Origin of the sequence: Bradyrhizobium barranii subsp. barranii (assembly GCF_017565645.3) — a bacterium.
Lineage (GTDB): Bacteria > Pseudomonadota > Alphaproteobacteria > Rhizobiales > Xanthobacteraceae > Bradyrhizobium > Bradyrhizobium barranii.
On record NZ_CP086136.1, the window covers coordinates 2,404,810 to 2,424,401 of the forward strand.

Below are 19,592 nucleotides of genomic sequence, written 5' to 3' on the forward strand. Positions count from 1 at the left end.
GAGTGCGGCCCGATGGCCATTCGAGCGCGCTCCATGCATTCCGTTGCCCTGCTGACCGCCAGCTACGCCAAGGATATCGAACGCTTTTCGCTGCTCAGCGAGAGCATCGACACCTGGCTCTCGGGATACACGCGGCATTATGTTCTCGTTAACGATGAGGACGTACCGCTGTTCGAGCGGTTCGCGTCCGACAAGCGCGTCATCGTTCCGGCCTCGAATTATCTGCCGAAATGGCTGTGGGCGCTGCCGCCGGCGCTTCAGTTCCTCAGCAAGCGCCGGGTCTGGCTGTCGCTGCTGTCGTCGCCGGTGCATGGCTGGCACATCCAGCAGATCCTCAAGATCGCCGGCGTCCTCAACGCGCCGGAGCAACGTGTCTGCATCCTGGATTCGGACAATCTGTTCTTCCGCGAATTCGACGTTGGCCAATATGCCGGCGCCGAGAAGACGCCGCTGTTCGTTACCCCGAAGGACATCGGCGCGGACCATCCGCTGCATGGGCTGTGGCTGCGCACCGTCGATCAGCTTCTCGGTATCAAGGAACGCTCGTTCCCCGCCGATGACTATGTCGGCAACGCGCTGGTCTGGGACAAGGACACCGCGCGCGCGATGACCGACGCCATCAAGGCGGCGACGGGCTTGAACTGGGTTCTGGCGCTGTGCCGGAAGAAGAAGTTCTCGGAGTATCTGATGTACGGACACTTCGTCGCGAAGTCGCCCGCGCATCTGGCCACCCATCGGGTCACCGAAGACAGCATTGCGGTCTCGCATTGGGACGACACGCCCCTCGACCGTCCCGCCATCGAAGCGATGATGCGCGCGGCCTCGCCCGAACAGGTCGCGCTCTGCATCCAGTCCTATTCGTCGACCTCGGTCGACGACACCGCGACGTGTTCCGCCTTAGCTCGCGGGATCGACGCAGCCCGAGCCTGTCTCCTGAAGATATGGGTGATGCGGCCGAATTCGAAGTGCCGGCGAAGACGCGCTAAGGCCGCGTCTCAGGCGTCTCTCGTGAACTTGCTGATCACGTCCATGAACGGCTTCGGCTTGAACTCGCCGTCGAGCGGCAAGGGGCGGTTCGGCTGCTTGTCCGCGCGGGCGAAGGTGCCGTTGATCCAGCTATAGCGATCCGAGAGCCCCAGGTCAGGATCGAGCGCACCGGGCCGCTGGTCGAGATCGCTGTCAGGAGATCGTCGACGCGCTTGGCGACGATGGCGTCGCGCTCTGCCGGATTGCCCGTCAGCTTCTGGTCGTCGACATCGAGCTCGGTGACGAGCACCTCGAGGCCCCAGGAGCGCAACTCGGTGACGAATTCGGCGAGCCCATGCGTGTCGATCTCGAGCTCGGCATGCAGATGCGATTGCAGGCCTACGGCGTGCAGCGGCACGCCCTGGTCGAGCAGGTCCATGATCAGGTTGCGGTACGCCGCGCGCTTGGCAATGAACGAGTCCTTCGCCGACTCGATGTCGTATTCGTTGATCGCGAGCTTGACGAAGGGATCGGCCGCGGCCGCCGTGCGGAAGGCCAGCGGAATCCAGCGGTTGCCCAGATGCTGCGTCCAGAACGTGTCGCGCCGGTCGGTGATCTTCTTCGGATTGTCCGGGATCGGCTCGTTGACGACGTCCCACGACGTCAGCTTTTTCCTTGTAATAGGACACGACGGTGCCGATGTGGTCGACATAGGCGCGCTCGAGCCTTTGGAATCCTTGATCTGCTTGGCCCAGTCCGGAATGTCGTGATACCAGGCGAGCGCGTGGCCGCGCATCGTCAGATCGTTCTCCCTGGCGAAATCCAGGATCGCGTCGGCGCGCTCGAAGTTGAACGTGTGCGCGTTCGGCCGCAGCATCGGCCATTTCAGCTCGAGCACCGGCACCACCTGGGTGCAATAGGTGCTGATGGCTTCGCCGAGCCTGGGATCGGCTTGCAGGTCCCAGAGCGTCGCCGCAGCGCCAAAGCCCGGACGGCGTTGCGCGAGTTTTGATGCCGGCGCGGCAGACGCCGTTGCCCCCGCCGCGAGTGCTGCGGCGCCGCCGAGGAGAAATTCGCGTCTGTCGAGCCTGGTCACGGTGGGACGTTCCTTTTGGAACCAATGCGCGCCATCGTACCAAGCGGCGCCTTGCGACGCCGGGGTTTCCTGTCGTTGGGTTAACCTTTGCGGATGTCCGGTGCGCAACGCGCGTGGCGCTGCATCGCTGTTCCAGTCTGGATCAGGGTTTCGTGTCGTGGTCGCCGGAACCACTCCAGGGAAAGGGCAAATTTAACGCTAACCCGCGAAAGCGGCCTTCCAGCCTCATTCGCTGCCCGATCTGCAGACTTATGTGACACTCTTGAGAGATGCTGCGGCGCAGTTCGTTCGCCCCGCCAAGGTCATTGATTAACGGCCGTCACCATCGCAACACCGTTGCCGGTCCTGTGCTCGCATGCTGAACCGCCATTTCTCGATTTATCTCGTCGCCTACATCCTGCCCGCAGCGGTGGGTTTCTTTGCGGTCACGGCCTACACGCGGCTGCTGACGCCGGCCGAGTACGGCGTCTATGTCGTCGGCATCAGCCTTGCCGGCATATTGGGCGCGATCTTCTTCGCCTGGATCAAGCTGTCGGTGTCCCGCTATCAGGCGATGTCGGCGGAGGTGGATTTTCGCGGCACGGCGATGGTCGCCTTCGGGCTGACGGCCGCGGTCCTCTGCGCCACCACGCCGCTGGTCATTCTGTTCCGTAGCGACCTCAGTGCCGAGCTGCTGCTCGCCAGCATGTTCGTGGCGATCATGGCCAATGCCGTCGATGTCGGCCAGGAATTCGAGCGCGCCAAATTGCGCCCCTACAGGTTCGCGGCGATCTCGATCGTCCGCAGCGTGTCGAGCGTCGGCTTTGGCCTGCTCGGCATCTGGCTCGGCTGGGGTGGCTTGGGATTGCTCGCCGCGTTCGGCCTGGGCTCGCTCACCGGCAGCATCCTCAATCTCGTCGGCGACCGCACGAAGATCGCCCGCTTCGAGCGAAGCCAGTTCATGCAGCTGGCGCGCTACGGCCTGCCGCTGACGCTGGCCGGATTGTCCGTTGCGGTCTATTCGGCCTGCGACCGGCTCATCGTCGCTTATCTGCTCGGCAAGGACGCCGCCGGCATTTTCGGCGTCGCCGCCGATCTGCCGCGCCAGTTCATGGTCATGATCGCCTCCAGCGTCGCCGCGGCAACCGTGCCGCTGGTGTTCCGGTCGTTGTCGGAGAAGAACAACGAGACGACGCGGGAGCGCCTGAGCGAGAGCCTCGAGCTGCTGCTCGTCGTCGTCGCGCCCGTTGCCGTCTGGCTCGCGCTCGCGGCCGACCAGGTCGCGGGCACGCTCGTCGGCGTCGATTTCCGCGCCGGCGTGTCGGCGCTGCTGCCGACGCTGGTGCTCGCGCGCTTCTTCGGCATCGCCAATCAATTCTATGTGCAGATCAGCTTCCAGCTCGCCGAGCGGCCGTTCATGCTGGCGGCGCAGTCCTTCCTCACGCTCGTTCTAAGCGTGGCACTGATGTTCGCGCTGGTGGCCGGCTACGGCCTTTACGGCGCAGCGCTCGCCACCCTCGCCACCGAAGCGCTCGGCTTCGTCGTCGCCGTCGCCCTGATGCACCGGGCCCATCCCGTGCCGTTCGACGTCAACCGCCTCGCCGGCGTTGCGGCTTCGGCTGCGGCGATGGCGGGCGCTATCCTCATTGCGCGGATGCAGGCCGGCGGTACCGGTATCGTGGCGTTGATGGTCGTCAGCTCCGCGGGTGGGGTTGCTTACGCCGCTGCGGCCTGGCTGCTCAACGTCGCGAATGTGCGGACGTTGTCGCTGCGCTTCCTGCGGACGTTCAACCGCAAGGCGCTGGGCGTATAGACCCGCGCGCTACCCCGCCAGAAAGCCGCCATCCACCGCAATGACGGTGCCGGTCGCATATTGCGAAGCCGGCATGCAGAGGAAGGCAACGGCGCCGGCAATGTCCTCCGGCTGTCCCCAGCGCTTGAAGGCGGTGCGATCGGCGACGCGCTGATAATGCGCAAGGTCGCCGCGGCCGGCGGCGTTGATCGCGGTTTCGACATAGCCGGGCGCGACCGCGTTGACGCGGATGCCTTCTTCGGCCCACTTCAAAGCCAGCGCCTTGGTCAGCATCACGACGCCGCCCTTGCTGGCGCAATAGGCGGGAATCCGCGGCAGCGCCAACGTCGCGTTCATCGAAGCGATGTTGACGATCGATCCCGTCTGCTCCGCGAGCAGGGGATGGAAGGCCATGCAGGTCCGGAACGTGCCGGTGAGATTGACGTCGAGCACCTTCATGAAGGTCTCGATCTCGAATTCCTTGTCGCGCGCGAGAATGCCGGCGCAGTTGATCAGCGCGTCGACGCGCTTGTGATTCCGGGCGAAGGACGTGACGGCCGCATCATCGGTGACGTCGAGCGTCGCGAGCGTGAGGCCCGCGCGCGGTTTGAGCAGCGTGCGCGAGAGGTCCGCCTCGTTCGCGCCGGTTGCAGTCACCGTCGCACCCAGATCGCAGAATTGATTGCTGATGGCGGCACCAATGTCGCCGGCGCCGCCGATCACAACGGCATGGAAGCCGGGGGCGAGGGAAAAGTTCGGATTCATCGGGAGTGTCTCACTTCAGGGATTTCGGAGGCGCTGCCGTCGACTCGCGGACGACCAGCGAGAAGTCGATCTCGCGATGCATGATGGTTTGCTCGCCGGCGAGGCTGCGCACCAGATATTCACCGGCGCGCTGCCAGGTTTCTCCGGTCGGTACGTGGATCGTGGTCAGGCTCGGCCGCAAATGCCGGCTCCAGTCGAGGTCGTCGAAGCCGACCACCGACAGGTCGCGCGGCACCGAAAAGCCGCTGCGCTCGGCTTCGAGCAGCACGCCATAGGCGATAACGTCGTTGCCGCACACCACGGCTGTCGGACGGTCCTCGAGGCCCAGGAGATAGCGCGCCGCCTCGCGCGCGTCGTCCAGCGTATAGGGCACCTCGACATGCCATTGCGAAGGCAATTCGAGCCCGTTCTCCGACAGCGCGCGGCGAAAGCCGGCGACGCGCGCGCTGGCGCGGTCGTTGTTGCGCTGGAGCGCCGAGACGATCCCGATGCGGCGGTGGCCGAGCTCGATGACATGCGCGGCGGCGCGATGGGCGGCGGCTTCGTTGTCGGTGCCGACGCAAGGATAGGGCCGGTCGGGCTGGTAGATGCCGACATTGATGAAGGGTACGGCATTGTCCGCCAGCAGCTTGCGCAATCCGTCGTGATGGCAATCGCCGCGCAGCACGAGGCCGTCGACGCCGCGGCTGATCAGATTGCGCGCCTGCTGCAATTCGACGTCGAGATCGTAGCCGCTCGTGGTGAGAAACAGCATGTATCCGACCGACGACAAATATTGCTGCAGCGAGGCGATGCCGCGTGCGAACATCGTGTTGTCGATCGTCGGTACGATTGCGCCAAGCGTGCGCGAGCGTCGTGACGACAGGATGCGCGCCGGCGCATGCGGGATGTAGCCGAGCGCGTCGATGGCCTGCTCGATACGCGCCCGCAAGGAAGGGCTCACCGCGTCGGGGTTGTTGAGGGCGCGCGAGACCGATGCCGTCGAGACGCCGGCGCGGGCCGCCACGGCGCGGATGCCCTGCTTCACAGACTTGGCGTTGGTCAGTCTCATGAATGTAACGTTACATCGGACATAGTGAGCCGCATGGTAGCGGCAATGTCGCAAATCTGCCGCAGATTGTGCGGCTTGTCCATCGCTTGACACGGCGGATGCGAGGTCTATTTTGTAACCGTTTTCAAGTGCTGCTCAAACGTGTTCAAAATGGTCCGCCAGCTTAAGGCGGCCAGCCGGGAGGAGAGTTCGATGAAGGCCAGGATGCTCGCGACCCACGTCGCGTTGCCCGTTCTCGCGATTGCTGCGGCGATCGCGCAGGCGCACGCCGCCGATTTCGACTGGATGAAGTTCAAGGGCAAGACCGTCACCTTTCTCGCCAACAACAATCCGGTGTCGCAGGCGCTGCTGACTTACAAGGCCGATTTCGAGAAGCTGACCGGCATGACCCTCAAGGTCGACGGCTATCAGGAACAGCAGATGCGCCAGCGTCTGGTGACCGTCATGAATGCGAACAGCGACGAGGTGGACGTGTTCATGACGCTGCCCTCGCGCGAGGGCGAGCAGTTCGCCGCCGCCGGCTGGTACGGCGATCTCACCGCGATGGCCAAGAACGAGGTGGCTAGGGAATACGACCCCAACGGATTGAGCCAGGCCCTGCTGAAGGCCGCGACCTTCGGCGGCAAGCTGACCAGCATGCCCATGAACATCGAAGGCCCGATCTTCTATTACCGCACCGACATCTTCAAAAAGTGCGGCCTCGAGGCGCCGAAGACGATCAAGGACGTCGAGGCCGCTGCCGAGAAGATCAAGAGCTGCGACAGCACCGTGACGCCGTTCGTCTCGCGCGGCCTCAAGCCCGCGATTGCCTATACCTTCAGCAACATGCTGCACAATGTCGGCGGCAGCTATATCGCAAACGGCAAGTCGAACCTCTGTTCGGCCAAGGGCAAGGAAGCGCTCGACACCTATAGCCGGTTGCTGCGCGATTTCGGACCGCCTGGCGTCGTCAACTACAGTTTCCAGCAGATTTCGGCGCTCTACCGCGGCGGCCGCGCCGCGATGGCGTTTGAGTCGTCGAATGAGTTGCGCACGGTGATGGAAGGCGGCGCGCGCCTGAAGGACACCGGCCTGCTGCCGTTCCCGGCCGGCGATGCCGGCCAGGTGCCGACCACGATCGGCTGGGGCATGGCAGTGTCCTCGCACAGCAAGCAGCCGGATGCGGCCTGGTACTTCGTGCAATGGGCGACCAGCCCCGAGGTGCAGAAGAAGATGGCGCTTCAGGGCATTGCCCCGCCGCGTCCGTCGGTCGCCAAAGATCCTGAATACCGCAAGTGGATCGACGAGGAGCCGGTGCGGAAGGAATGGCAGGCCGCGCTCGACGTGCTCGCAACGAAGGGCTCCTCCGAGGTCGGCTATCCCATCGTCGCCAATCCGCAATCGCGCGAGTTCATCGGGCAGGCGGTACAGGATCTCATCCTGAAGCAGAAGACCGTCGATCAGGCCTGCGCGGATGCCGACAAGGCGCTGGATGCGCTGATCGCGCTGAACTAACGGCCTCATGCCGGCAGGCTTGCTGCCTGCCGGCACCCAACTCGATCGAGGACACGAACGCATGTCTGATGCGGCTGCGACACTCACGCAGGACCGGCAGAAGCTGGAGATGGCGGCCCTATCGGCGCCGGCCGTGGTCTTCACGGTCGCGATGATCGCGTTTCCGGTCGTCTATACGATCTGGCTCGGCTTCCAGACTTTTTCCTCGACCGGCAAGCAGTCCTTCGCGGGCCTTGCCAATTATTCGAAGCTGATCTCCGATTACGAATTCTGGCACGGGCTGTGGATCACCATTGCGCTATTCGTGCTGTCCTTGGCGCTGCAGCTCGTCTTCGGCGTCTGGCTGGCGCTGGTGCTGTTCCACGCCAAGCGGCTGCCGGGCATCGTGCGCTCGTTGTTCATCTCGCCCTTCATGATGCCGCCGGTGGTGGCGGGCATGATGTGGCTGGTGATCCTCGATCCGTCGCTCGGTGCTGCCAACTATATCCTCCAGTCGTTCGGCCTGCCGCCGTCGGACTGGCTGGCCTCGCCGACCTGGGTCATTCCGACCGTGGCTCTGATCGACAGCTGGCAGTGGACGCCTTATGTCGCCCTGATCGTGCTGGGCGGCCTGCAATCCCTGCCGCCGAGCGTCTACGAGGCGGCGCAGATCGACGGCGCGTCGCCATTCAGGACTTTCCAGCGCATCACGCTGCCGCTGCTGCTGCCGACCATCGTCACCGCGGCGATCCTGCGCAGCGTCGATCTGCTGCGCTTCTTCGACATCATCTACATCACGACCCAGGGCGGCCCGGGCAACGCCTCGAACACGCTCAACATCTACGGCTTCAGGGTCGGCTTCGAATTCTTCAACATCGGCTATGCCAGCGCCCTGATGCTGACGCTGACGGCGATCGTGTTCGGCGCCGTGCTTGCCTTCAATCGCCTCCGCGGTGCAGTGGCCTGGTGATGTCATGAACGATGCCGCCAACACCGACCGCTGGATCCGCTGGCTCAACACGGTGCAACTCGTGCTCGCCGGCGTGCTCATCATGGCGCCGACGGTCTGGATGGTGCTGTCCTCGTTCAAGCCGTCGTTCGAGGTCACCGCCTATCCGCCGACGCTGAGCTTCTCGCCGACGCTGGAAAATTATGTCGAGCTGACAAGGACCACGCCGTTCCTCAGCTATGCGCTCAACAGCCTCATCGTCACCGTTGGCTCGACCGCACTCGGTCTGCTGTTTGGAATTCCTGCTGCCTTCGCCGTCTCCTGGACGCGGATTTCGTGGCCGGCCATCCTGACGCTCGCCGCGCGCATGGCGCCCGGCACGTTGTTCCTGCTGCCGTGGTACGTGATGTTCCGGCAGGTCGGCATGATCGGCTCCTACACCGCGCTGATCCTCAGCCACGCCGTCATCACGCTGCCGATCGTGATCTGGGTTTTGCTGCCGTCCTTCGACGGCATTCCGCGCAGCGTGTTCGAGGCGGCGCAGGTGGATGGGTGCAGCGTCACGCGCATCCTCTGGCGCATCGCGCTGCCGCTGGTGGCATCAGGCGTCGCCGTCTCGGCGATCCTCGCCTTCGTGTTTTCGTGGAACTACTTCCTGTTTGCGCTGGTGCTCTCCAACGGCGACACCAAGACGCTGATCGCGGCCGCCTTCAACTTCATCGGCGAAGGCTCGACGCAATGGGGTGCCCTCATGGCTGCGGCGACGCTGATCGCGTTGCCGCCGCTGGTGCTGGCGGCCCTGGTTCAGCGCTGGCTGGTGTCCGGACTGACGCTCGGTGCGGTGAAAGGCTAGGTATCGAAATGAACGTGTCGCCCCGTCCGAATTCGATCATGCAGGCCGCGGTCTTCCACGGCAATGACCGCATCACCATCGAGCGCGTCGCGATGCCCGATGTCGGCCCAGGTGAAGTGCTCGTCCGCGTCTCGCGCACCGCGCTGTGCGGTTCCGACTTCAAGCTCTGGCACAAGGGCTCCGAGTTTACTGCGGGCCACGAGATCTTTGGCGTGGTCGAGCAGCCCGGTCATCGCCTGCACGGCCGCCGCTGCGCCGTCTATATCCCCTTGCACTGCGGCCACTGCGCCGCTTGCAAGCGCGGTGATACCCAGATGTGCCTGGAAGTCTCCAGCCTGATCGGCTGGAACAGGCCGGGCGGCTATGCCGAATATGTGCCGGTGCCGGAAAACTGCCTGCTGCCGGTGCCAGACGATATCGAGGACAGCCTTGCGCCGCTGCTGCTCGACACCATCGGCACCTCAGGCCACGCCGTCCGCTTTGTCAGCCGCGTGGTGCCGCCGAGCGAGGCCGGTCCAGTTCTCGTCATGGGCGCGGGGCCTGTCGGCCTTGGCGTCGTGCTGGCGCTCCGCGCGCTCGGTTACAACGACATCTACGTCGCCGATCCCAACGTCACACGCCTGAAGATCGCCCAATCCTTCGGCGCGAAGGCGCATCCCGTCGGAGATACCTCGAAGCGCTTCGCCCTCATCATGGAATGCTCCGGCGCCCATGCGGCGCGCAACCTCGGCATCGAGCTGGTCCTGCCGCGCGGTGCGCTGGTGCTGGTCGGCGAGAACGCCGCGCCCTGGACCATCGAGGAAGGCAAGGTCTTCCGCCGCAAGGATTTTTATATGATCCGGACCTTCTACTTCCCGGTCTCGGATTTCGAGCCGAATGTCGAACTGCTGCGCAAGTACAAGGACGAATACCGCGTCCTGGTCGATGGCGAGTTCGGCCTGTCGGCTCTGCCAGAGAATTTCGCCCGCTTCGCCAAAGGCGAGCTGATCAAGCCCGTGCTGGCGCTGGACTGAGCGATCATGGCCTCGATCTCGATCCGCAACCTCACCAAGCGCTACGGCAATTTTACCGTGATCCCCGATCTCAATCTGGAGATTGCGGACCACGAATTCGTCGTGTTCGTCGGCCCGTCCGGCTGCGGCAAGTCGACCTTGCTGCGCATCATCGCCGGCCTCGAGCCGATTTCGTCGGGAGACCTTTATATTGGCGACAAGCGCGTCAACGGCGTGCAGGCTGCGCAGCGCGATATCGCGATGGTGTTCCAGGATTACGCGCTCTACCCGCACATGCGGGTCTACGACAACATGTCGTTTGCGCTGGAGCTGCGCGGCACGCCGAAGGCCGAGATCGACGCCCGCGTGAGGCGTGCGGCCGCACTGCTGCACATCGAGCCCTATCTCGATCGCAAGCCGAAGGAGCTGTCGGGCGGCCAGCGCCAGCGCGTCGCCATGGGCCGCGCCATCGTGCGCAATCCCAAGGCCTTTTTGTTCGACGAGCCGCTCTCCAATCTCGATGCGAAGCTGCGCGGGCAGGTGCGGGCGGAGATCAAGGCGCTGTCGCAGGAGCTGAAGACCACCATGGTCTTCGTGACGCATGACCAGATCGAGGCCATGACCATGGCCGACCGGATCGTCGTGCTCCAGAGCGGCACGATCCAGCAATACGATACACCGGAGACGGTTTACGAGCGGCCCGCCAACCAGTTCGTCGCCGGCTTCATCGGCTCGCCCGCGATGAATTTCTTCCCGGTCGAATGGCGTCAGGAGCGCGCGATCCTGTCGCAAGGCGGAACGGTGGTGCCGCTCGACGGCGAGACCGCTGGCTGCCTGAGCAAGGCCGGCAACGCCGTGCTGGGCATTCGCCCCGAACATTTTGCTGTGGTTGCGGATGCCGCTGATGGCATCGCGATCAACGTCAGGCTGGTCGAGCCGCTCGGCTCGGACACGCTGATCCATTTCGATCTCGCCGGCGGCTCCGCCATCGCGCGGGTCGATCCGGCGCTGCGGCCGAAGGTTGGTGATCGCATCAATCTGCGCCCACAGTCGGGCAAGACGCATTTGTTCGCTGCATCCAACGGACAGGTCTTGCGGTGAGTGCGTCGGCAAACATCGGCGATCTCTCGGCGCTGGCCGACCTCGCGTCCGGCACGAAGCCCGTGCACGTGATCTGCCTCGGCCTGTCCGCGCTCGACCAGGTCTGGCGCGTCGATCGGCCGTTCGCGGGTGGAAGCGAGAAGATCAAGGCGGTCGAGTACGGCACGCTCGGCGGCGGCATGGCCGCCAATGCGAGCGCGGCCGTGGCGAAGCTCGGCGCGTCCGTCGCGTTCTGGGGGCGGGCAGGGAATGATGCCGCCGGCCATGAGATGAAATCGGCCTTCACCGCTGAAGGCGTCGATGTCGAGAATTTCCGGCTGTTTCCCGATGGCCGCTCGTCGGTCTCCGGGATTATCGTCGATAGCCGCGGCGAGCGGCAGATCGTCAATTTTCGCGGTCTTTACCCGGAGGCAGCAGACTGGCTGCCGCTCGAAGCCGTCGCGCGCGCATCCTCCGTGCTGGCCGATCCGCGCTGGGCCGAAGGCGCCGCGACGTTGTTTCGGGAAGCGCGATCGCGCGGCATTCCGACAGTGCTCGACGGCGACATGGCCGATACCGAGGTATTCGAGCGGCTGCTGCCCTTGACCGATCACGCCATCTTCTCCGAGCCCGCGCTCGCCGCCTTTGCCGGCTCGGCCGAAGATAAATCTCTCGCAGCCCTTGCGCGCTTCGGCTGTCGCGTCATCGCCGTTACGCGCGGCGAGGGCGGCGTGAGCTGGCACGAGAACGGCCAGCTGCACCGGCAGGCCGCCTACACCGTCGACGTCGTCGACACCACAGGCGCGGGCGACGTCTTCCACGGCGCCTATGCGCTCGCGATCGGCGCCGGCCTCGACGTGCGCGCCACCATGGCGTTTTCGGCGGCGACGGCCGCCATGAAATGCCGCCACGCCGGCGGCCGTAACGGAATCCCTGAGATCAACGAGTGTCTTGTATTCATGAGGACGAAGCCATGAGAACGATTGGAAAGAACCGCGGCCTGGCACGGCTTGCTGACGCGGATGGCCATTTTCGCATGGTCGCGCTGGATCAGCGGCCGCCGTTGTTCGACGCCATTGCAAAGGCAAAGGGGATCACGCGGGACCAGGTCGAATATTCCGACGTCACGGCGGCCAAGCGTCTTCTGGTCGAGAACCTCGCGCCGCATTGCAGCTCGATGCTGTTCGACCCGAACTTTGCCGTGCCTGCCGCGATCGATCTGTTGCCGCCGCGCTGCGGCCTGATCATGACGCTGGAAGAGCACCGCGTTGAGGAAACCGCGGGCGGCCGCAAGTCGCGCGCGATCACCAATTGGAGCGTGGAAAAGATCCGCGCCATGGGCGGCGACGCCGTCAAGGTGCTGGCCTGGTACCGGCCGGACGCCGATGCCGCGGTGAACGAGCACCAGAAGCGTTTCGTGCGCGAAATCGGCGAAGACTGCGCCCGTCACGATATCCCGTACGTGCTCGAGTTGCTGGTCTACCCGTTCCTCGGCAGCGCCAATCACACGGCCGATTACGTGGAATCGCCCGGCAAGCTCCCGGGCCTCGTCATCGACAGCGTGCGCGAATTCGCAAAGCCTGAATACGGCGTCGATCTTCTCAAGCTGGAGAGCCCGCTTGCAGCCAACAGCCTGCCGGCGCGTGACGGCAGCGCGGAAGCAAAGGCCGCGCAGAAGGAGTTCGATGCGATCGGCGATATTTGCCGCGAACGCAGCATCCCCTGGGTGTTGCTGTCGGGCGGGGCTGCGCCTGAAAAGTTCGAGCGCGTGCTCGACTACTCCTATGCCGCAGGCGCAAGCGGTTTCCTGGCGGGCCGCACCATCTGGCTGGATGCCGTCCTGAAGAACTTTCCGGACCGCGCAGCGGTGTCGGCCAGCCTGCGCAAGGATGGCCTCGCGGTGCTGGAACGGCTCAATCAGCTGACCACGGCCAAGGGCACGCCGTGGAAGGCGCGCTTCCCGGTGTTCGCTGATATCAAGCAGGAAGGTGACTTCGCGCGCGCCTACTGAGGTGGTAACGGTCCCGCGTGGTCTCAACTCGGTCGCAGGACCTGCAATATGACGACTGACAGCTTCACCATCCGCTCGATCGAGGCCTTCTGCTATCGCTATCCCTTGGCGACGCCGGTGGTGACGTCGTTCGGCAAGATGCTCAACCGTCCGGCCGTCTTCGTTCGCGCAGTCGACGAGGACGGTGTCGAGGGATGGGGCGAAGCCTGGTCCAACTTTCCTGCACCGGGCGCCGAGCACCGTGCCCGGCTTGTCAACGAAGCGCTCGCTCCGGGCCTTGTCGGGCGCAGGTTCGACAGTCCCGCCCAGGCTTTCGAGGTCCTGTCGAAAGGTACCGAAGTGCTCGCGCTTCAATGCGGCGAGCCCGGTCCGTTCGCGCAGGCGATTTCGGGCATCGATCTCGCGCTGTGGGATCTCTCCGCGCGCCGGCAGCGCTTGCCGCTGTGGTGGCTTCTCGGTGGGCAGTCGCGCAGGATCAAGGTCTATGCCAGCGGCATCAATCCGGGCGGCGCCGCGCAGACGGCCGAAGCCGCGCTCGCGCGTGGCCATCGCGCGTTGAAGCTGAAGGTCGGCTTCGGTGCCGAGACCGATCTCGCCAATCTGGCCGCGCTGCGCGCGATCGTCGGTGCGGGCATGCTCGCTGCCGATGCCAATCAGGGCTGGTCGGTCGATCAGGCGCTGGAGATGGTGCCGCGGTTGGCCGCGTTCGATCTGCGATGGCTGGAGGGGCCCATCCGCGCCGACCGGCCGCGCGAGGAATGGCGCAGGCTGCGGGCAGCCGCGAAAATGCCGATTGCCGCGGGCGAGAACATTTCGAGCGTCGAGGGATTCAAGGACGTCCTGGCCGAAGACGTGCTCGGCGTTGTTCAGCCCGACATCGCGAAATGGGGCGGGCTGAGCGCATGCGCTGGCGTCGCGCGCGACATTTTGAAGGCGGCCAAGACGTTCTGCCCGCATTATCTCGGCGGTGGCATCGGACTGCTCACCTCGGCGCATCTGCTGGCAGGCATCGGCGGCGACGGCTGGCTCGAGGTCGACGCCAACGACAATCCGCTGCGCGACCGGTTCTGCGGTGCCGTTGCCAATGTCACGGATGGTACGATCGTCCTCGGCGAGGAACCGGGGCTCGGATTCACGCCAGACCTGTCGGGAATCGCGGACTATCGCAGCCTGTAGACGGCTGCGACACCTGCGTCGTCGGGCGCCGCGCAGGCCAGTTTCCCCTTGCGTTCTATTCCTCGTCGCGGAAAGCTGCCGGCGAGACGGGTAGCCGCCTTCACATTTCATAACGATGGCCGGAGCCATGTCTCGCCGAGCTTGAAAATCAAAGTTCGTTCTGCTCATTAGGGATCTGCAATTGCGCTGCAACATGCGCAAAAAGCCCATCGACTAAAGTCGATAGCCAGCGAGGAAACGAAAAAATGCGCAAGCTCACTTTGGCCATTGCCGTGATCGCCCCGATGCTCGGTCATGCCGCGTCGGCTGAGGACACCCTCAAGATCGGCTACATCGATCCGCTCTCCGGCGGTGGCGCCAGCGTCGGCGAGGGTGGTCTGAAGACATTCCAGTATCTGGCCGACGAGCTCAACGCCAAGGGCGGCATTCTCGGCCACAAGATCGAGATCGTGCCGCTCGACAACAAGACCAATCCGCAGGAAAGCCTGGTGCAGGCCCAGAAGGCGATCGACGCCGGGGTCCACTACATCACGCAAGGCAACGGCTCGTCCGTCGGCGCGGCGCTGTCGGATTTCGTCACCAAGAACAACACGCGCAATCCCGGCAAGGAAGTGCTGTACTTCAACTACGCCGCCGTCGATCCCAGCCTGACCAACGAGAAGTGCAGCTACTGGCATTTCCGCTGGGATGCGAGCTCCGACATCAAGATGGAGGCGCTCACCAACTACATGAAGGACACCGCCTCGATCAAAAAGGTGTACCTGATCAACCAGGACTATTCGTTCGGTCAGTCCGTCCGCTCCGACGCGCGCAAGATGCTCGGCGCCAAGCGGCCCGACATCCAGATCGTCGGCGACGAGCTGCATCCGCTGCTGAAGGTCACCGATTTCTCGCCCTATATCGCCAAGATCAAGGCGTCCGGCGCCGACAGCGTCGTCACCGGCAACTGGGGCCAGGACTTCGCGCTGCTGCTCAAGGCTGCCGCTGACGCCGGCCTGAAGGTCAACTGGTACACCTATTATGCCGGTGGCGCCGGCGGCCCCACTGCCGTCAAGCAGACCGGTCTCGATCATCAGGTCTTCCAGATCACCGAAGGCTTTGCGAATTCCGGCAACAAGACCGCGATGGATTACGAGAAGGCGTTCCGCGCCAAGGTCAATCTGTCGCTCTGGTACCCGCGTGCGGTCAACGAGATGCGCATGTTCAAGGCGGCTGCCGAGAAGGCCAACTCGATCGATCCCGTGAAGGTGGCGGCGGCGCTCGAGGACCTGAAGTTCGAGGTCCTGGACGGCGGCTCCGGCATCATGCGCAAGGACGACCACCAGTTCCTTCAGCCGATCTACATTTCCTCCTTCGGCAAGCTGACCGAGAATGAGCCGTTCGACGAGGAAAACACCGGCTGGGGCTGGCACCTCGTCTCCAAGGTCGACACGGCGCAGGCCATGGTCCCCACGACCTGCAAGATGGCGCGGCCGTAATCACGACATCCGTCGTTTTCCCGCGGCCGCCATCGGTCGCGGGAAGGCGGTGGCCGGACTATTCTTGATTGGGCGATGTTCACCGGGGCCATCAGGCCCCGGACAGAGACGAGTGCGCTGTGCTTGAACTCATTGTCATTTCGACCCTGAACGGCGTGCTGTTCGGCATGCTGCTCTTCCTGCTGTCGAGCGGGCTGACCGTCATCTTCAGCATGATGGGCGTGCTCAACTTCGCGCATGCCAGCTTCTACATGCTCGGCGCCTTCTTCGGCTTCCAGCTCACTAAGTGGATCGGCTTCTGGCCGGCGCTGGTGCTGGCGCCGCTACTGGTCGGCGCCATCGGCATGGCGGTGGAGCGCTACGGCCTGCGCAACACCCACAAGCACGGTCATGTCGCGGAATTGCTGCTGACCTTCGGTCTGGCTTTTGCGATCGAAGAGATCGTGTCGATGATCTGGGGCAAGAGCCCGGTCGACTATCGCGTGCCGGCGCTGCTCGACTTCCCTGCTTTCACGATCTTCTCTACCAACTATCCCGCCTACAAGATCTTCATGCTGGCCGTGTCGGTCGTGATCTTCGTGGCGCTGCTGGTCGTGCTCAAACGCACCCGCGTCGGCCTGATCGTGCAGGCGGCGCTGACGCATCCGCACATGGTCGGGCATCTCGGCCACAATGTCGGGCGCGTGTTCATGGTGGTGTTCGGCGTCGGCAGCGCGCTCGCCGGCATTGCCGGCGTCATTGCCGGACCGGCCCTGGTGACGCAGTCGGACATGGCCGCGGCGCTCGGGCCCATCCTGTTCGTCGTCATCGTGTTCGGTGGCCTCGGCTCCTTGCCCGGCGCTTTCATCGCCTCGCTCGTCATCGGACTGGTGCAGACTTTTGCGGTGGCGCTGAACGGCTCGCTGGCGAGTGCGTTCGGACCGCTCGATCCGTCGACGGGACCGTCGGTCCTCACCGACATCTGGAACGTCACGATCGCGCAGGTCGCGCCGATCGTTCCCTATATGCTGCTGGTGCTCATTCTGATCGTTCGCCCCATGGGCCTGATGGGGACGCGCGAGTCATGACCGCCAAACCGATTTCGACATCGAAGCCCGCCGGCGACGGCCTGCGCTTCTACGGCGTCTGGCTGATCGGCATCGCCGCGCTGATCGTCCTGCCGCTGATCTTCTCCTCCGGCGGCTCGCTGACGTCCTTCAGCCTGATCGGCATCGCGATCGTCTTCGCGCTGTCCTACAACATCCTGCTCGGCCAGACCGGCCTGCTGTCGTTCGGTCACGCCGTGCATTACGGCCTCGGCGGCTTCGCGGCCTGTCACATGATGAATGCGGTGGTGTCGCATGGCTGGCCGATCCCGCTGCCGTTCATCCCGTTGTTCGGCGGGATCGGTGGTCTCGTCTTCGCTGTCATCATCGGCTGGGTCATGACCAAGCGCGCCGGCACCGTGTTCGCGATGATCTCGCTCGGCATCGGCGAATTGGTGGCGTCGTCCTCGCTGATCCTGCGTTCGGTGTTCGGCGGCGAAGCCGGCATCACCACGGATCGCACGGCGCTGCCCAAGATGTTCGGCTGGTCGTTCGGGCCGCAGGTTCAGGTCTATTACCTCATCGCGTTCTGGCTGGTGCTGTCGGCGATTGCGATGTACGCGCTGACGCGGACGCCGCTGGGGCGGATCAGCAACGCGGTCCGCGACAATCCCGAGCGCGTCCAGTTCATCGGCTACGATCCTCACGTCGTCCGCTATCTCGCCTATTGCTTTGCCGGGTTCTTCGCGGGCGTCGCCGGCGGCCTGACCGCGATCAATTTCGAGATCGCGAACTCCGCGCTGCTCGGTGCGATCCAGTCCGGCCTCGTGCTGTTCTCCACCTTCATCGGCGGCATCGCCTATTTCTTCGGGCCGATCCTCGGCGCGATCCTGGTGACCTATCTCCAGCTCGGGCTGACAGGCCTCACCAGCGTCTGGCAGCTCTATTTCGGCATCATCTTCATCGGCATCGTGATGTTCGCGCCGGGCGGCATCGCCGGCCTGTTGATGATGCACCGGCCGCTGGTTCGCGCCGGAACGCTGTGGACGGTGATCCCGTCCTATCTCGTCGCTGTCGTGCCGACCCTGGCGCTCGCCTGCGGCGTCATCCTCACCATCGAGACGGTCGCGCGCTATTCCGGCGGCGACCCGATCAACCTGTTTGGCATTCCGTTCAATGCGAAATCCCCGGTGACGTGGATTCCCGCAGCAGTTCTCGTCGTCGGCGGTGCGTTCGTCGCGCGGCTGAGCTGGCGGAGGATCGCGGACGCGTGGGACAGGGCTGCGACGGTCGCCCGTGACCGGGGGTATCTGGCATGAGCGGAGCAGCCATCGAAGTCCGCGCCGTCGAAAAGCGCTTCGGCAATGTCGGCATCATCCGCGACCTCAACCTCAGCGTCGCGAAAGGCGAGCGTCACGCCGTCATCGGCCCGAACGGCGCCGGAAAATCCACGACGTTCAATCTGATCAGCGGCCACATCAAGCCGACCTCGGGCGAGGTGAAGCTGAACGGCGATGTGATCTCCGGCCTGCGGCCGTTCGAGATCAACCGGCGCGGCCTGTCGCGCTCGTTCCAGGTCACCAACGTGTTCGCCCGCATGTCGGTCTGGGAGAACGTCCGCTGTGCCGTGCTGTGGGCGACGGGGCATCGCTACGCCTTCTGGAAGAACGTCGACAGCCTGCCGGAAGTGCGCGAGCGCACGGCCCAGATCCTGGACGACATCCATCTCACCCATCGGCGCGATGTTCCGGCGGGACTTCTGACCTATGCCGAGCAGCGCGAGCTCGAGATCGGCATCACCATCGCGAGCGGGGCCACGGTCGTCATGCTCGACGAGCCGACCGCCGGCATGAGCCACGCCGAAACTGACCGCGCGGTGTCGCTGATCCGGCGACTGACCGAGGGCAAGACCTTGGTCATCGTCGAGCACGACATGAGCGTCGTATTCGGCCTTGCCGACCGCATCTCCGTGCTGGTCTACGGCCACATCATCGCATCGGGAACGCCGGAAGAGATCCGGCGCGATCCTAAGGTCAAGGAAGCCTATCTCGGCGAGGAAGCGCACTGATGCTCGAGGTCAGGGATCTCCACGCCTATTACGGCAAGAGCCACATCCTCCAGGGCGTCGACCTCGACGTCGCCGCGGGCGAGGTCGTGAGCCTGCTCGGCCGCAACGGTGTCGGCCGCTCGACCACGGTCAAGGCGATCATGGGCGAGGTCGCGCCGCAAGGCACGATCCGCTTCAAGGGCAAGGACATCGCCGGCCTTCCCAGCTACAAGATCGCGCACCTCGGCCTCGGCTATGTCCCTGAACATCGCGATATCTTCCCGAGCCTGACGGTTCGCCAAAACCTCCTGCTCGGCGTCAAGGACACGCCCGCCCCGGCAAATGGCGGCTTGAGGACATGCTCGAGATGTTCCCCAATCTCGCCGCGCGTGCCGATACGGCCGCGGGCGTGCTGTCCGGCGGCGAGAAGCAGATGCTCACGACCTGCCGGACGCTGATGGGCGATCCGGACCTGATCATGATCGACGAGCCGACCGAAGGTCTGGCACCGCTGATCGTACAGCAGGTCGGCGATCTCATCGCCCGCATCGCGCAGGCCGGCGTCGCAATCCTGCTCGTCGAGCAGAAGCTCTCGATCGCGATGCGGATCTCGAAGCGCGTCTACATCATGGGCCACGGCCGCGTCGTGTTCGAGGGCACGCCGGACGAGCTCAAGGCCAACGCCGCCGTGCGTCAGGAATGGCTCGAAGTCTGACGCTCACATTGTCGTGTGACGCGCGCGCAAAATAGAACGGCTGCGCGATGCGCATACGCATCTGAATTCTTCGCTACATCTCACGCTTCATAATCCTTGTATCGTCGCGCTCGCTGGCATCGCAATCGATGCGGCCGATGATAA

The 19,592-nt window shown here is 64.4% G+C and carries 16 protein-coding genes and 2 pseudogenes; 15 read left to right on the plus strand and 3 right to left on the minus strand.

Annotated elements, in window-relative coordinates:
• The first annotated feature begins 33 nt into the window (after positions 1 to 33).
• Positions 34 to 986: pseudogene (locus J4G43_RS11685) on the plus strand (DUF6492 family protein).
• Between the two features lie 35 nt (positions 987 to 1,021).
• Here J4G43_RS11685 and J4G43_RS11690 read toward each other — a convergent pair.
• Positions 1,022 to 2,062 carry an endo-1,4-beta-xylanase gene (locus J4G43_RS11690; RefSeq protein ID WP_208084882.1) on the minus strand — a complete coding sequence of 347 codons (1,041 nt, stop codon included), beginning with the start codon at positions 2,060 to 2,062 and terminating at the stop codon, positions 1,022 to 1,024.
• A 355-nt stretch (positions 2,063 to 2,417) separates the two neighbouring features.
• Between J4G43_RS11690 and J4G43_RS11695 the strand changes: the two genes are divergently transcribed.
• Positions 2,418 to 3,854 carry a lipopolysaccharide biosynthesis protein gene (locus tag J4G43_RS11695; protein ID WP_208084883.1) on the plus strand — a complete coding sequence of 479 codons (1,437 nt, stop codon included), beginning with the start codon at positions 2,418 to 2,420 and terminating at the stop codon, positions 3,852 to 3,854.
• Between the two features lie 9 nt (positions 3,855 to 3,863).
• Here the strand turns inward: J4G43_RS11695 and J4G43_RS11700 are convergent, their stop codons facing one another.
• A complete protein-coding gene (locus tag J4G43_RS11700; RefSeq protein WP_208084884.1) occupies positions 3,864 to 4,598 on the minus strand; it encodes an SDR family NAD(P)-dependent oxidoreductase in 735 nt (244 codons plus the stop codon).
• A gap of 10 nt (positions 4,599 to 4,608) precedes the next feature.
• Positions 4,609 to 5,649 carry a LacI family DNA-binding transcriptional regulator gene (locus tag J4G43_RS11705; RefSeq protein ID WP_208084885.1) on the minus strand — a complete coding sequence of 347 codons (1,041 nt, stop codon included), beginning with the start codon at positions 5,647 to 5,649 and terminating at the stop codon, positions 4,609 to 4,611.
• 192 nt (positions 5,650 to 5,841) lie between these two features.
• On the opposite strand from J4G43_RS11705, the gene J4G43_RS11710 reads away from it, so the two are divergent.
• The 13 genes and pseudogenes from J4G43_RS11710 to J4G43_RS11770 all read left to right on the plus strand — a co-directional run bounded on the left by J4G43_RS11710 (position 5,842) and on the right by J4G43_RS11770 (position 19,448).
• Entirely contained in the window at positions 5,842 to 7,143 is a 1,302-nt protein-coding gene (locus J4G43_RS11710; protein WP_208084886.1) for an ABC transporter substrate-binding protein, read from the plus strand.
• A gap of 61 nt (positions 7,144 to 7,204) precedes the next feature.
• On the plus strand, positions 7,205 to 8,092 hold the full coding sequence (locus J4G43_RS11715; RefSeq protein WP_208084887.1) for a carbohydrate ABC transporter permease: 888 nt from the start codon (positions 7,205 to 7,207) through the stop codon (positions 8,090 to 8,092).
• A 4-nt stretch (positions 8,093 to 8,096) separates the two neighbouring features.
• On the plus strand, positions 8,097 to 8,924 hold the full coding sequence (locus J4G43_RS11720; RefSeq protein ID WP_071916388.1) for a carbohydrate ABC transporter permease: 828 nt from the start codon (positions 8,097 to 8,099) through the stop codon (positions 8,922 to 8,924).
• Between the two features lie 8 nt (positions 8,925 to 8,932).
• Entirely contained in the window at positions 8,933 to 9,937 is a 1,005-nt protein-coding gene (locus J4G43_RS11725) for a zinc-dependent alcohol dehydrogenase family protein (RefSeq protein WP_208084888.1), read from the plus strand.
• Between the two features lie 6 nt (positions 9,938 to 9,943).
• A complete protein-coding gene (locus J4G43_RS11730; protein ID WP_208084889.1) occupies positions 9,944 to 11,017 on the plus strand; it encodes an ABC transporter ATP-binding protein in 1,074 nt (357 codons plus the stop codon).
• Positions 11,014 to 11,973, plus strand: a complete 960-nt coding sequence (locus J4G43_RS11735) for a sugar kinase (RefSeq protein WP_208084890.1) — start codon at positions 11,014 to 11,016, stop codon at positions 11,971 to 11,973. The genes J4G43_RS11730 and J4G43_RS11735 overlap by 4 nt, the downstream gene beginning before the upstream one ends.
• The gene (locus J4G43_RS11740; RefSeq protein ID WP_208084891.1) at positions 11,970 to 13,007 is read left to right on the plus strand and encodes a tagatose 1,6-diphosphate aldolase; all 1,038 of its coding nucleotides are present in this window, start codon (positions 11,970 to 11,972) and stop codon (positions 13,005 to 13,007) included. The genes J4G43_RS11735 and J4G43_RS11740 overlap by 4 nt, the downstream gene beginning before the upstream one ends.
• Before the next feature lie 48 nt (positions 13,008 to 13,055).
• Positions 13,056 to 14,183, plus strand: coding sequence for a mandelate racemase/muconate lactonizing enzyme family protein (locus J4G43_RS11745; RefSeq protein ID WP_208084892.1), 1,128 nt, complete (start codon positions 13,056 to 13,058; stop codon positions 14,181 to 14,183).
• Between the two features lie 245 nt (positions 14,184 to 14,428).
• Entirely contained in the window at positions 14,429 to 15,661 is a 1,233-nt protein-coding gene (locus tag J4G43_RS11750; protein ID WP_208084893.1) for a branched-chain amino acid ABC transporter substrate-binding protein, read from the plus strand.
• Between the two features lie 119 nt (positions 15,662 to 15,780).
• A complete protein-coding gene (locus J4G43_RS11755; protein WP_038936438.1) occupies positions 15,781 to 16,728 on the plus strand; it encodes a branched-chain amino acid ABC transporter permease in 948 nt (315 codons plus the stop codon).
• The gene (locus J4G43_RS11760; RefSeq protein ID WP_208084894.1) at positions 16,725 to 18,005 is read left to right on the plus strand and encodes a branched-chain amino acid ABC transporter permease; all 1,281 of its coding nucleotides are present in this window, start codon (positions 16,725 to 16,727) and stop codon (positions 18,003 to 18,005) included. The genes J4G43_RS11755 and J4G43_RS11760 overlap by 4 nt, the downstream gene beginning before the upstream one ends.
• On the plus strand, positions 18,002 to 18,754 hold the full coding sequence (locus J4G43_RS11765; protein WP_208084895.1) for an ABC transporter ATP-binding protein: 753 nt from the start codon (positions 18,002 to 18,004) through the stop codon (positions 18,752 to 18,754). The genes J4G43_RS11760 and J4G43_RS11765 overlap by 4 nt, the downstream gene beginning before the upstream one ends.
• A pseudogene (locus J4G43_RS11770) lies at positions 18,754 to 19,448 on the plus strand (ABC transporter ATP-binding protein). Before J4G43_RS11765 ends, J4G43_RS11770 begins: the two are co-directional and overlap by 1 nt.
• Positions 19,449 to 19,592: the final 144 nt, after the last annotated feature.

Coding starts and splice junctions, on each gene's coding strand:
- J4G43_RS11715 (WP_208084887.1), top strand. CDS start 7,205: ATGTCTGATGCGGCTGCGACACTCACGCAGGACCGGCAGAAGCTGGAG.
- J4G43_RS11710 (WP_208084886.1), top strand. CDS start 5,842: ATGAAGGCCAGGATGCTCGCGACCCACGTCGCGTTGCCCGTTCTCGCG.
- J4G43_RS11730 (WP_208084889.1), top strand. CDS start 9,944: ATGGCCTCGATCTCGATCCGCAACCTCACCAAGCGCTACGGCAATTTT.
- J4G43_RS11725 (WP_208084888.1), top strand. CDS start 8,933: ATGAACGTGTCGCCCCGTCCGAATTCGATCATGCAGGCCGCGGTCTTC.
- J4G43_RS11695 (WP_208084883.1), top strand. CDS start 2,418: ATGCTGAACCGCCATTTCTCGATTTATCTCGTCGCCTACATCCTGCCC.
- J4G43_RS11750 (WP_208084893.1), top strand. CDS start 14,429: ATGCGCAAGCTCACTTTGGCCATTGCCGTGATCGCCCCGATGCTCGGT.
- J4G43_RS11760 (WP_208084894.1), top strand. CDS start 16,725: ATGACCGCCAAACCGATTTCGACATCGAAGCCCGCCGGCGACGGCCTG.
- J4G43_RS11700 (WP_208084884.1), bottom strand. CDS start 4,598: ATGAATCCGAACTTTTCCCTCGCCCCCGGCTTCCATGCCGTTGTGATC.
- J4G43_RS11765 (WP_208084895.1), top strand. CDS start 18,002: ATGAGCGGAGCAGCCATCGAAGTCCGCGCCGTCGAAAAGCGCTTCGGC.
- J4G43_RS11720 (WP_071916388.1), top strand. CDS start 8,097: ATGAACGATGCCGCCAACACCGACCGCTGGATCCGCTGGCTCAACACG.
- J4G43_RS11745 (WP_208084892.1), top strand. CDS start 13,056: ATGACGACTGACAGCTTCACCATCCGCTCGATCGAGGCCTTCTGCTAT.
- J4G43_RS11740 (WP_208084891.1), top strand. CDS start 11,970: ATGAGAACGATTGGAAAGAACCGCGGCCTGGCACGGCTTGCTGACGCG.
- J4G43_RS11705 (WP_208084885.1), bottom strand. CDS start 5,649: ATGAGACTGACCAACGCCAAGTCTGTGAAGCAGGGCATCCGCGCCGTG.